Origin of the sequence: Mycetocola lacteus (genome assembly GCF_003667575.1) — a bacterium.
Taxonomy (GTDB): Bacteria; Actinomycetota; Actinomycetes; order Actinomycetales; family Microbacteriaceae; genus Mycetocola; species Mycetocola lacteus.
In genome coordinates this window covers 208,128-220,816 of sequence record NZ_RCUY01000009.1, presented here as the reverse complement: position 1 = coordinate 220,816, position 12,689 = coordinate 208,128, and the positions used below count along the sequence as shown (strand labels likewise).

Here is a 12,689-nt window from a genome sequence, read left to right as displayed (position 1 = left end):
TGAACGGTGAGCGTTCTTCCGGTTAGCGTTTGCGGCGTTGCTCGGGCTCGCCGATCGAGCCGAGGATCAGTGCCGACTGGAGAATCAGCGCCTCGCGGGCACCGGTGGCATCCCAGCCGATGACCTCGGAGACGCGCTTCAGGCGGTAGCGCACGGTGTTGGGGTGCACAAACAGCTCGCGGGCGGTGGCCTCAAGCGAGCGTCCGTTATCCAGGTAGCACCAGAGGGTCAGCACCAGCTCGTTGGAGTGGGCCTGGAGCGGACGGTAGACCTTTTCGATCAGGGTCTGCCGGGCGATCGGATCGCCGGCCAGCGCGCGCTCGGGCAGCAAGTCATCGGCGGCCACCGGACGCGGGGCGTTGCGCCAGGAGCGGGCCACGGCGAAGCCGGCGAGGGCCGCGCGGGCGCTGCGGGACGCCTCCACCAGCGTGCCCACCTCGGGGCCGAGGACCAGGTGTCCGGCACCAAACATGGGGGCCAGCTGGCTGGCAATTTCAAAGAAGGTTTTGGCCGGAGAGGTGCCAATGGTCTCCTCTTCGGGAATCTGATCGCGCGGCGTGGATCGGCCGATCACCAGGACCAGGCGTCCGCCCTGCACACCGATCAGAACGTCGGCGGCCATGTGGCGGGCCGCGCGTCGCAGCTGGTCAACATCCAGCTGGGAGGGGGTGGTGCCCACGAGGACCGCAACCTCGCCGTGACCGTGCCAGCCCAGGGCTGCAATGCGGCTGGGAAGTTCATCGTCGGCCTCGCCCGCGAGGATCGAATCCACCACGAGCGCTTCCAGCCGGGCATCCCAGAGGCCGCGAGCCTCGGCGGCGCGGGCGTACACATCGGCCGCGGCGAACGCGATTTCCCGCGAGTACAGCAGGATCGCCTCACGCAGACCCTGTCCACCACTCTTCACCCGATCCTCAACCACCTCGACGGTGATGCGGATCAGCTGAAGGGTTTGTTGCAGGCTGACCGATCGCAGCAGCTCACGCGGAGCCGCCCCGAACACGTCGGCCGCGATCCACGGGGTGGAGCGTGGATCGTCATACCAGGAGATGAAGGAGGTGATGCCCGCCTGGGCGACGAGGCCAACGGCCGATCGTCGCCCAGGCGGCATCTCCGCATACCAGGGCAGGTCCTCTTCAAGCTTGCCGAGGGTGACCGTGGCCAGCTCGCCGGAAATCCGGCGCAGCCAGGCCAGGGTTTCTGCCTTGGTACGCTCCTTCATCTGTGTCCGAACCGCCTAGGCGTCGCCGCCGGCGTTACCGGTGGTACCGGCGTTGACATCCAGCAGACGGTAGCGCTCGATCGCCTGGCCAACAACGGCACGGTCGATCTTGCCCTGCTTCGCCAGCTGCTCCAGGGTGCGCACAACCAGCGAGTGGCTGTCGATCTTGAAGTAGCGACGGGCAGCCGCACGGGTGTCCGAGAAGCCGAAGTCGTCGGCGCCCAGGGTGGCGTAGTCACCCGGGACAAACTGACGGATCTGGTCGGCGACGGCGTGCATGTAGTCGCTGGTGGCCACGAACGGACCCTCGGCTCCGGAGAGCTTGGTGGTCAGGTAGGGAACCTGGGGCTCCTCGTTCGGGTAGAGGAAGTTGTGCTCCTCGACCGCGAGACCCTCGCGACGCAGCTCCGACCACGAGGTGACCGACCAGACATCGGCGGATACACCCCAGTCGGTGGCGAGCAGTTCCTGAGCCTCAAGAGCCCAGGGGACCGCCACACCGGAGGCGAGCAGCTGAGCCTTGACTCCGCCTTCGCCGCCATCGCGCAGCTTGTAGATACCCTTCAGCAGGCCATCCACGTCCAGGTTCTCCGGCTCAGCCGGCTGCACGTAGGGCTCGTTGTACACGGTGACGTAGTACATGACGTTGGGGTCTTCGTGGTTTCCGCCGTACATACGGTCCAGGCCATCGCGAACGATGTGGCCGATCTCGTATCCGTAGGCGGGGTCATAGGACACCACGGCCGGGTTGGTCGACGCGAGCAGCGGCGAGTGACCATCGGCGTGCTGCAGGCCCTCACCGGTCAGGGTGGTACGACCGGCGGTGGCACCCACGATGAATCCGCGAGCCATCGAGTCGCCGGCAGCCCAGATGGCGTCGGCGGTGCGCTGGAATCCGAACATCGAGTAGAACACGTAGAACGGAATCAGCGGCTCACCCTGAACAGAGTAGGTGGTACCCAGTCCGGTGAAGGCGGCCAGTGCTCCGGCCTCGTTGATACCCACGTGCACGATCTGACCCTGCGGGGACTCCTTGTAGGCGAGCAGCAGCTCGCGGTCCACGGAGGTGTAGTGCTGACCGTTGGGGTTGTAGATTTTTGCCGACGGGAAGAAGGCATCCATACCGAAGGTACGGGCCTCGTCCGGGATGATCGGGACGATGCGGTTGCCGAAGTCCTTGGAGCGCAGCAGGTCCTTGAGCAGTCGAACAAACGCCATGGTGGTGGCGATCTCCTGCTTGCCCGAACCCTTCTTGGCGATGCGGTAGGCATCGTCCTGCGGCAGGTTCAGCTGGGTGTACTTGCTGCGACGCTCGGGCAGGTATCCACCCAGCGCGCGACGACGCTCGTGCAGGTACTCGATCGCCTCGTTGTCGTTACCGGGGTGGTAGTACGGCGGCTGGTAGGGGTTTTCCTCGAGCACCGCGTCGGTGATCGGGATCTGCATGGCGTCACGGAAGAGCTTGAGGTCTTCCAGCGTCAGCTTCTTCATCTGGTGGGTCGCGTTGCGGCCCTCGAAGGTCGGGCCGAGGCCGTAACCCTTGACGGTCTTGGTGAGGATCACGGTGGGCTGACCCTTGTGCTCGCTCGCCGCCTTGAATGCCGCGTAAACCTTGCGGTAGTCGTGGCCACCGCGCTTGAGGCCCCAGATCTGGTCGTCGGAGTAGTTCTCCACCAGCGCCGCGGTCCGCGGGTCGCGGCCGAAGAAGTGCTCGCGCACAAACGCACCGGACTCGGCCTTATAGGTCTGGTAGTCACCGTCGGGAGTCTCGTTCATGAGGTTGACGAGGGCGCCCTCGGCGTCCCGGGCCAGCAGGTCATCCCACTCGCGGCCCCAGACGACCTTGATCACGTTCCAGCCGGCGCCACGGAAGTAGCTCTCCAGCTCCTGCATGATCTTGCCGTTACCGCGCACCGGGCCATCCAGGCGCTGCAGGTTGCAGTTGATCACGAAGTTGAGGTTGTCGAGGCCCTCGTTTGCTGCAACCTGCAGCTGACCGCGGCTCTCGACCTCATCCATCTCGCCGTCGCCGAGGAAGGCCCAGACCTGCTGGTCGGAGGCGTCCTTGATGCCGCGGTTGGTCAGGTACTTATTGGCCTGTGCCTGGTAGATCGCGTTGATCGGTCCGAGACCCATCGACACGGTCGGGAACTGCCAGAAGTCCGGCATCAGACGCGGGTGCGGGTAGGAGCTCAGGCCCCCACCGGCGTGTGACTTTTCCTGACGGAAGCCATCCAGCTGATCGGTGGTCAGGCGACCCTCGAGGAACGCACGTGCGTACGCGCCGGGGGAGGCGTGGCCCTGGTAGAAGATCTGGTCTCCGCCGCCGGCGTGGTCCTGGCCACGGAAGAAGTGGTTGAAGCCCACCTCGTACAGGGTTGCGGCACCCGCGTAGGTGGAGATGTGTCCGCCGACACCGATGCCGGGGCGCTGAGCCCGGTGCACGGTCATCGCGGCGTTCCAGCGGTTCCACGCTCGGTAGCGGCGCTCGATGGCCTCATCACCCGGGTATTCGGGTTCGTTGGCCGGAGCAATCGTGTTGATGTAGTCCGTGGTCGGAACCATCGGGACACCCAGCTGGAGGTCGCGGGAGCGCTTCAACAAGCTCATCATCATGTCACGTCCGCGGGCGGGGCCCTGGGTGTGAACGAGCTGGTCGAGGGACTCCTGCCACTCGGCGGTTTCTTCCGGATCGACGTCAAAGTTGTTGACGGAGTACGGGTCCTGGTCGTTTACAGTCACCGTCGACCTTTCTTTTCATGGCAGATCGTGCCGAACATTTGGTGGGTTTTAGCGCGCGCAGCATTTGGGATACAAAGGTTGTGCACGTTTCCTCCAAGCCTACCGACCCGGAGGGCATTAACGTGATTCGCCCGGCAGGTTTTTTCTGCTCCGGTAGGGTGAACGTAGAGTTTCCGCGGCGAACAGAGGGAAAAAGATGCGCAAAATTGGGTCTCCGGCACCGGACTTTGATTTGCGGAACCAGTTTGGCGAAGAGATCAGACTGAGTGCATTCCGCGACACCCGCCCCGTGGTGCTGGTTTTTGTGCCGCTGGCCTTCTCCGGTGTGTGCACCGGGGAACTGGATGCGCTGCGCGATAACCTCGCCGATTTTGCCGCCGTAAACGCCGAACTCCTGGTGGTCACCGTAGATTCCAAGTGGGCCCTGCGTACCTGGGCGGACGGTGCCGGCTACACCTTCTCCCTGCTCTCGGATTTCTGGCCCCACGGCGAGATCGCCTCGGCCTACGGGGTGTTTGACCAGTCCCGCGGTGTGGCCGAACGCGCGACCTTTGTGATCGGCACGGACGGTGTCATTCGCGACGTGTTCATCACCGGACCGGGGGAGCCGCGGGCGATCGAGCGCTACCGCGAGGCGTTGGCGCAGCTGGGATAGCGTGCGGCGTGCACCCGCGCTCGCCTCGCGGCTTGGGTTCCGCTTGGAGTTTGCCCGGGGGATGCTTGGGGGATGCTTGGACGGCGCGCCCGGGGTGGGCAACGAATTGCCATCGGGCCCTGGGATCCTGCTATTGTAAATCTTGTTGCTACGGCAACGGAGGGCCTTTAGCTCAGCTGGTAGAGCGCCACGTTTACACCGTGGATGTCATCGGTTCGATCCCGGTAGGGCCCACAAACAAGACCGCCACCCAAGAAATTGGGTGGCGGTCTTTTTGGTTGTGCGCTCTTTGGTCGGACCTCGGCGCACTCGCATACAAGACTGCGGGGCAGCCGTTCGATGAAACGAATGACTGCCCCGCAGCGTGTGAGCTAGTGGCTACCAGGTGGGGTGCGCGGCGCCGGGGGAGCCGCGGTGGGCGGTGTCGGTGTCGACCTGGTCCATGATGCCGTCGTGGTCGATGTCCACGCCGGGGCTGAGGAATCCGGCCCCGAGGATGTCGAGGTTGGCGTTGCCCACGAGATACATGTCGTAGTCCAGGCGGTTGCTCTGCAGGTCAATGAAGTCGGGCTTATCGTCGCCGTCGGTGTTCTTCAGGGTGTAGTTGATCACACCCGAGTCCGGGAAGGTTTCCAGGACGTCGGCCAGGCCGTTGGCACCCACCGGAATGTCGGCGTCGATGATGCCGTCGCCGTTGCGGTCGATCTGAGCGATCAGTGCCGGGTCGATGCCCGATTCGAACAGGTCGGGGATGGAATCGTTATCCGAATCCAGATCAAGGTAGGAGGAGACGCCGTCGCCCAGCTGCCCGATGACAAGGTTATCGCCGTCATAATCATCATCGGTAAATTTACCGTTGTTGTTGAGGTCCTCGATCACATCGGGGATGCCATCGTTATCGGAGTCGGCATCGCAGCGGTCGACGATTCCGTCGCCATCGCTGTCCAGGGTGGCCGACTTGTCATTGACCAACTGGCACCCCTCGGGGCTGGGCGAGGGAGTCGGGGTCGGAGTGGGGTCGCCCGGGGGCGTGGGCGAGGTGCTCGGAGTGGCCGAGGGGGTCGCCGACGGGGTGGCGGACGGTGAAACGGATGGTGAGGTGGTCGGCGAAGCCGACGCACTGGCCGACACACAGGGCTCGCCCTGGGCGGCGGAGGCCGGTGGCGCCGACTGGGTGGCCAGCCCCAGGGCCAAGAGCAGGGGCAGGGCGATCAGGGCGGTGCGCCCGGATTTGGTGTGGCGTGCGCGCAGGGCGAGGTATACGCCCAGGCCGACCACAACCAGCGCCGCGATCAGCACGGGCCAGGAGTCAAAGCCGGTACTAGCAAGACAGTCCATGAAGAGTTCTTTCTCAAAGGGTCAACAAAAATCTTCATCCTCGACCCGAGTGTTTCTGGTGGGGGGAGTCCGTTAACGCCATCGATGAGTTGAAGTAGTCGGAGACTATGCGCCTGCGATACCGCGCACAACAAAAACACCGTTAATGCAGAATAAGTGTTATTCATCTGGAACGTGGGGCGGCCGCCACCGACCCGAATCGGTGGCGGCCTGTTTCCCTCCCCAGGGAACCGCACGCGCCCGGGCCAATGATGGGGGACTCGGACGCGTGCGGGGTCTAGTGTGCCGGGCGCAGGATCACTCGGATCGTGCGAGCTTCGGCGCGGAGGGCGAACTCGGGCCAGATGTCCGGGCCACAGGCGCGCGAGCCGATGCCCGAGTGGGCGGCATCCAGGGTGAGGAAGACCCGATCGGACTCCGGGAGTTCGTGCCAGTGTGCGGCCCGGGCTAGTTCCTCGGCGCTCCAGCGGGAGAGGCCGAAGCCCGGCAGGCGTCCGGCCGCATCCGGAAGCGTGGCCAGGCTGAGCCACGGGGAACCCGCGCGCGAGAGGGTGAGCGTGCGCAGATCCGCGCGGTGTCCACTCTCCTGCGGACGGGCGTAGCGCACCGTCAGCTCATCCAGCGGTGCCTCGAACGTGCCCACCCGGGCGGCGGTGCGGGAGTCGGGATAGGACTCGTGTGGGCCGGTGCCAAACCAGCGCGCGTGATCCACGTCGGCGGGGAGTTCCAGCCGCACCCCGATTCGAGGCAGGGTCAGATCCCACGATGAATCCGGGGCGATATCCACACTCAGCAGCACCGCATCGGGCTCACCCGGCACGCTCTCCCAGCGGGTCTCCATCCGCATCCCCTCGGGAGAGGAGGGCGCCGCATAGCGCTCCAGGAGCCGAGCGGCATCGACGGTGTGGGCGGCGGCAAGGCGGCGAGCGCGCAGCAGGTGCAGTCGATGCGCGGCCCACGTGTCCGCGTGTGGGGGCGCATCCACGCCGAGGCCACGGCTGAGGCCGGGGTCGGCGACATCCAGGCTGCCCTGAGCCTGCCCCCGGTCATTATCGGTGGGTGCTCGGAACAGCGAGAGGGTCGGACCGGATGCCGCTGCCCCGGCGAGCGCGTTCAGGTGTCCGTCGGTCAGGGTCGCGAGACCGATCGAGGTGCGGGGTGCCACACCATCCTGCCAGTCGGTGATCCGGGCGGCCGGCTGAACGGGCACGGGCGCGCTCAGTCGCTGTTGCGCGCGCGCAACCACGTGCCCAGCCGGTGCCCAGGCGGTCTCCGCGCGCAGTTGCACGTCCACGCTCAACCAATGCTCGGCTCCCGGTGCCTCGGCGGTGATCTCGGAGATCGCCGCGAGGAGCTCGGGCGGGGCGAGGGCCGCCCAGGTGTCCCCGGCACTAACCGGGGGAATCGACCAGGTTCCGCCATCCCACTCGTCGTCGTTCGAGGTCAGCTCCCAGCGCAGCAGCAGGTCCGCGGTGTCCAGGGTGTGACGTCGGTTGGTCAGGGTGAGCGAGGTGCCATCGGGGGCGATATCCACCCGTACCGGGGCGACCACCGCCGCATACTCGTAGAGACCCGGGGAGGGAATATCGTCACTGGAGATCATCCCGTCCATAACGAAGTTGCCATCGTGGACCTCCTCGCCGAAGTCACCGCCGTAGCCGAAGTACTCGGTGCCCTCGGGGGTACGCGTGCGCAGCCCGTGATCGCGCCACTCCCAGACGAATCCGCCGTGCAGCCGCGGGAAGTTGTGCACCAGCTGCTCATACTGGTCGATGGCACCGGGACCGTTGCCCATCGCGTGCACGTACTCGCAGTGCAGGAAGGGCTTGGATCGCTGCCGGGCCGCCTCGATCGGGGTGCAGCCAAGCAGCGAGCCCGTGCTCCCATCGCCAATCGAGCGGGTCTCCGGCACCGAGGCATACATGCGTGAGTACACGTCGGTGTAGCGCCCGGCGTAGTCGCCCTCATAGTGCACGGGACGGGAGGGATCGCGATGGTGCAGCCAGGTCGACATCTCGGCCAGGTTCGCCCCGGTTCCCGCCTCATTACCCAGGGACCACATGATGATGCTGGCATGGTTTTTATCGCGTTCGAACATGCGTTCGATACGGTCCAGGTAGGCGTCACGCCAGGCCGGATCATCGCTTGGATTACCCCGCCAGTTGGCAACCTCAAAGCCGTGGGTTTCCAGATCGTTTTCCAGCATGACCCACAGGCCCAGCTCATCGGCCAGGTCCAGCAGCCGCGGATGCGGGGGATAGTGGCTGGTACGGATCGCGTTCACGTTGAACCGTTTCATCCGGGCCAGATCCTCCCGGGCGTGTGCCTCATCGAATACCCGTCCGCGGTCGGGATGCGCCTCGTGTCGGTTCATCCCGTGGAAGACCAGTCGGGTGCCGTTGGCCAGGAGCCTATCGCCGCGGATCTCCACCGTGCGGAACCCGATGCGCTGGGCGATGGTTTCCCCACGGGCCGAGACCACCGCGGTATACAGGGTCGGGGATTCGGCCGACCAGGCCTGGGCGTTCACCGCAAGCGGGCCGATTTCTGCCGCCGATCCCCAGGAGACGGCGACATCCAATTCGGGAATGCTCAGGTTGATCGGGAATGCCGAGGCGGGGGCCGTGATCTCGGGGGTGAGGGTGCCCACGCTGTTGTGCCAGGCGGTGTTGAGCCACAGGTCCTCGATGCCGCCGACGGGACGGGCGATTAGGGTCACGTCGCGGAAGATGCCCGGGAGCCACCACTGGTCCTGATCCTCGAGGTAGCTGGCCGCCGACCACTGGTGGACCCGCACCGCGAGCGTATTTGACCCCGCGGTGACCAGATCGGTCACGTCGAGTTCGTGGGCGAGCCGGGAACCCGAAAAGTGTCCCACCTCGACGCCGTTCCACCACACCCGAGCCAGCGATTCCACGCCGTCAAAACGGAGGATCACGGCCTCGGTCTCGACCCGGTCCACATAGGACGCGGGTACATCCACGCTCAGCCGGTAGTCCCCGGTGGGGTTCTCATCCGGAACAAACGGGGCATCCAGCGGGAAGGGATACTGGACGTTGGTGTAGATCGGGGCACCGTGTGCGCGCTCGCCGAGGACCCAGTGCCCGGGCACGGTAATGCGCTCCCAGCCGGAGACCTCCGTGTCGGGCTGGGCAAACGCATCCACGGCTTCGCCGAGCGGATCCGCCGCGGGCAACAGGCGAAACGCCCACTCGCGGTTCAGGCTGATGCTCGGGGCATCGGAGTGCAACCAGGCGCGTGCCGGGCGTACTCGGCCTCCAAAGGGGGCACGCTCGGAGACCAGGGAGTGCCCGGAAACCGGCCGCTGATCCGGTGACTTCGGGGGAGTATTGGTGCCGAGCGGCGCGGGAACGGAGGGTCGGGTGGAGTTTGCGGATGTCATGGGGTGCTCCTTGAGTCGGGGCGAAAACGGGCTGAGCGAGGAGGAAATGAGCGCGCGGACTACTTCACCGATCCCTCGGTCAGTCCGCCGCGCCAGAAGCGTTGCAGCACAACCATGGCGATGGCCAGCGGGATGATCGAGAGCAGCACCCCGGCGGTGGTCAGCTCATAGAATTCCGGCAGTCGGGTGATCTGCGAGTTCCAGTTCTGCAGGCCCAGCGTGACCGGGTACAGCTTCTCGTCGGAGAGCATCACCAGCGGCAGGAAGTAGTTGTTCCAGATGCCCACGAGCTGGAACAGAAACACGGTGACCAGTGCCGGAGTGAGGATGCGCAGGCCCACCGTGTGGAAGATCCGCAGCTCGCCGGCACCGTCCAGTCGGGCGGCCTCCAGGAGCGCGTCATCAATCGTGGTGCGTGCGTACACCTGGCAGAGGAACAGCCCAAACGGTGATACCAGCGAGGGCAGCAGGACGGCCCAGTAGGTGTTGGCGAGCCCGATCGAGCTGAACAGTAAAAACAGGGGCAGCGCGGTCGCGGTTCCCGGAACCAGGACCCCGCCGAGGATCGTGGCGTAGATTGTGTCGCGTCCCCGGAAGGAATACTTGGCGAGGGCATAGCCGCCGGCCGCGGCAAAATAGGTTGCGATAATCGCTCCCACTCCCGCGTACAGTAGCGAGTTCAGCAGCCACCGACCAAAGATCCCCTCGCCGTAGCTAAAGACCTGGGTGATGTTTTCCCACAGCGCCACGTGACCCGAAAACAGCAGGCCCGGGGTCGCGAACAGGTCGCTGCTGGTTTTGCTGGCGGCCACGATCACCCAGTAGACCGGCACCAGGAAGTAGAGCGCCACAACCACCAGGAAGCCGGTGACGAGGATGGTGCGGGCTGGATGTGTGCCCGGGGTGCGGGTGCGCTTCCCCGAGCGGGCCGGGGTATGAGCCGAGGTGTGGGCCCGTGTGCGGGCTGAATCGCGGCGGGTGAGTGGTGCGGCGGTCATTTGGAACCCCGATTCGACAGGCGCAGGAACGTAAAGGACAGGGCAAATGCGATCAGGGCGATCAGCACCGCCTGGGCCGCAGCCACGTTGTAGCTGTTGTAGGCGAACGCATTGGTATAGGCAGCAAGGTTGGGGGTGTAGCTACTGTCAATCGCGGTGGAGGATCCGGCGAGCACCTGTGGCTCGGCAAAGAGCTGCAGAGTCCCGATGATCGAAAACACGGTGGTGAGCAGCAGCGCGGGCCGGATCAGCGGCAGTTGAATGCTGCGCGCGATGCGGACCGGGCCCGCGCCGTCCAGTCTGGCGGCCTCGTAGATCTCGCCGGGGATTGCCTTGAGTTGGGCGATCACGATCAGCATGTTGTAGCCGGTGTAGGTCCAGGTGACGATATTGGCAATCGACCACAGCACCATGCCCGATCCCAACGGGTCCACGTCCAGGCCCACAATTTTTGCGGCGTCGATCAGCGGGCTGAGCCCCGGGGTGTAGAGGAAGGACCAGAGGATCGTGGCGATGACACCGGGGATCCCGTAGGGCAGGAAGAATGCCGCACGGAAAAACCCGGGCCAGCGTGCCGAGGCGGATTCCAGGAGGAGGGCGAGCAGCGTACACAGGGCGATCATCACCGGGACCTGGACGATGCCAAACAGCAGCATCCGGCCAATCGAGGTAAGAAAGCCCGAGTCCCCGAGAGCCTGGGCGTAGTTGCCGAGGCCGGCGAAGGTGTTGCTCACGCCCTCCTCGCCGAACAGTCCGCGGCGTTCTACCTGTTGGAAGCTGGACACCAGCGCCATCAGGATGGGCAGCGCAAAGGTCAGGATAAACAGCGCAAGAAAGGGGCCGATCAGCAGCCACGGGGCGAGCCGAGTGGCGGTGACCCGGCGGGTGGCACCGGAATGCTGGGCGGCACGGTTCGCGGCTGCGGCGTGGGCCGGGGCGCTGCGGCGCGTGGTCGTGGTCATCAGCGGGCCGCCCTCTCTACGCTCAGGCCCTTATTTCGCATGGCCGTGATGATCTGGTTTTCGGCGTTGCGCAGTCCGTCCACCAGGCTCTGCCCGGAGGCTTTCTTGCGGAACTCATCGGCCAGAATGTTGAACGATTGGAAGGTGAGTGGCCACCAGGCCCAGTCGGGGTTTTGATCGGCCGCTGCCGGGCGCATAATGTCCTCGTTATAGGTTTGCCCGCTGAAAAAGGCCGAGGGCTTGGTGCGCGCGGCCCCGATGTAATCGGGGGTCGGGGACCAGCCGATTCCCGAGGCAATTTCGCCGTCGATCCCCTCCTTCGACGAGGTGAGCCAGGTGGCAAACTTCAGCGCCTCACGCGGATACCGTGAGTGCCCGAGGACCGCGACGGTGGAGCCGCCCAATGCGCTGGAACCAAATCCCCGCGATCCCCAGCGCTGCATCGGGGCAACCCGCCACTTACCGGCGCCGCCGTTTACATCGGCGAGGATCGAATCGGCCCAGCTGGCGCTGGTGAGACTGGCGATCTGGTCTCGGGCGGCCGCCGCTGACCATGGCGGGGAAAATGGGCCGTACCCGGTGATCAGGAGGTCGCGGTCCAGGGCGGAGTCAAAAAAGCGTGCCGTCTTGAGCGTGGCCTCATCCAGCAGGTTGATTTTCCATCCCCCCTCGCCCTGGGTGAACCAACGGGCCCCGGCCTGGGTTGCGTAGGCGACGAAGGGGCCGGCGTCGGAGAGGGAAAAACAGTCGATCCAGGTTTTGGTTTTGCGGAGCTCAACCGCGATGTCGGCCCACTGGTCCCAGGTGGTGGGAACGCCCGCGCCGACCCGGTCAAAGAGCGGCTGATGGTAGTAGAGGGCCATCGGGCCCGAATCCTGCGGGAGTCCGTAGACGCCATCGAGGTAGCTGACCTGACCCCAGAGGGTGGGGTCGTAGCGGTGTCGATGGGCGTCGACTCCGTAATCCGCAAGATTTGTGAGGCCCCCGGCGAGCAGAAATTCGGGAATTGTCCGCAGCTCGACCTGCGCGAGATCGGGGCCACCGCCCGCGGCTAGTGCCGCATACATCTTTTGGTATCCACCCGCGTTGCCCTGGGGGATCGGCACCACGGTGACGTGGATGTCGGGGTTGTTGCGGTTCCACTTGTCGGCGACCTGCTGCATATCCTTCAGCCAGGTCCAGTACGTCAGGGTGATCTTTTCACCGGCGCGGGTGGCGGGCTTGAGGGCGGCTGAGCCGGGTCGGGTCAGTGCCGGAGAGGCGCATCCGCCGAGGAGGGCGGCGCCTAAACCGGCAACGCCAACGCCGAGAAGTTGCCTGCGGGTGAGTCCTGCCATGGTGTCTCCACATCGTCGTGGGTGGGGTCGGG

8 protein-coding genes and 1 tRNA gene are annotated in these 12,689 nt (G+C 65.4%); 2 read left to right on the top strand and 7 right to left on the bottom strand.

Annotation, left to right across the window (positions count from 1 at the left end; translation table 11 throughout):
• Positions 1-22: 22 nt before the first annotated feature.
• Both D9V34_RS10155 and aceE read right to left on the bottom strand, forming a co-directional pair.
• Positions 23-1,222 carry a PucR family transcriptional regulator gene (locus tag D9V34_RS10155; RefSeq protein ID WP_030143638.1) on the bottom strand — a complete coding sequence of 400 codons (1,200 nt, stop codon included), beginning with the start codon at positions 1,220-1,222 and terminating at the stop codon, positions 23-25.
• Between the two features lie 15 nt (positions 1,223-1,237).
• Positions 1,238-3,964 (bottom strand): pyruvate dehydrogenase (acetyl-transferring), homodimeric type, encoded by a 2,727-nt coding sequence (aceE, locus tag D9V34_RS10150; protein WP_121688714.1) that lies wholly within the window; start codon positions 3,962-3,964, stop codon positions 1,238-1,240.
• Between the two features lie 196 nt (positions 3,965-4,160).
• On the opposite strand from aceE, the gene D9V34_RS10145 reads away from it, so the two are divergent.
• Positions 4,161-4,619, top strand: a complete 459-nt coding sequence (locus D9V34_RS10145) for a peroxiredoxin (protein ID WP_121688713.1) — start codon at positions 4,161-4,163, stop codon at positions 4,617-4,619.
• Positions 4,620-4,780: 161 nt separating this feature from the next.
• A tRNA-Val gene (locus D9V34_RS10140) sits at positions 4,781-4,853 on the top strand.
• A 144-nt stretch (positions 4,854-4,997) separates the two neighbouring features.
• Here D9V34_RS10140 and D9V34_RS17565 read toward each other — a convergent pair.
• The 5 genes from D9V34_RS17565 to D9V34_RS10110 all read right to left on the bottom strand — a co-directional run bounded on the left by D9V34_RS17565 (position 4,998) and on the right by D9V34_RS10110 (position 12,657).
• The gene (locus D9V34_RS17565) at positions 4,998-5,957 is read right to left on the bottom strand and encodes a thrombospondin type 3 repeat-containing protein (protein ID WP_147441680.1); all 960 of its coding nucleotides are present in this window, start codon (positions 5,955-5,957) and stop codon (positions 4,998-5,000) included.
• A 277-nt stretch (positions 5,958-6,234) separates the two neighbouring features.
• Positions 6,235-9,360, bottom strand: coding sequence for a glycoside hydrolase family 2 TIM barrel-domain containing protein (locus tag D9V34_RS10125; RefSeq protein WP_121688710.1), 3,126 nt, complete (start codon positions 9,358-9,360; stop codon positions 6,235-6,237).
• Positions 9,361-9,419: 59 nt separating this feature from the next.
• On the bottom strand, positions 9,420-10,358 hold the full coding sequence (locus D9V34_RS10120; RefSeq protein ID WP_121688709.1) for a carbohydrate ABC transporter permease: 939 nt from the start codon (positions 10,356-10,358) through the stop codon (positions 9,420-9,422).
• Positions 10,355-11,320 (bottom strand): carbohydrate ABC transporter permease, encoded by a 966-nt coding sequence (locus tag D9V34_RS10115; RefSeq protein ID WP_121688708.1) that lies wholly within the window; start codon positions 11,318-11,320, stop codon positions 10,355-10,357. The genes D9V34_RS10120 and D9V34_RS10115 overlap by 4 nt, the downstream gene beginning before the upstream one ends.
• Positions 11,320-12,657 carry an extracellular solute-binding protein gene (locus D9V34_RS10110; RefSeq protein WP_121688707.1) on the bottom strand — a complete coding sequence of 446 codons (1,338 nt, stop codon included), beginning with the start codon at positions 12,655-12,657 and terminating at the stop codon, positions 11,320-11,322. Before D9V34_RS10110 ends, D9V34_RS10115 begins: the two co-directional genes overlap by 1 nt.
• Positions 12,658-12,689 lie beyond the last annotated feature (32 nt).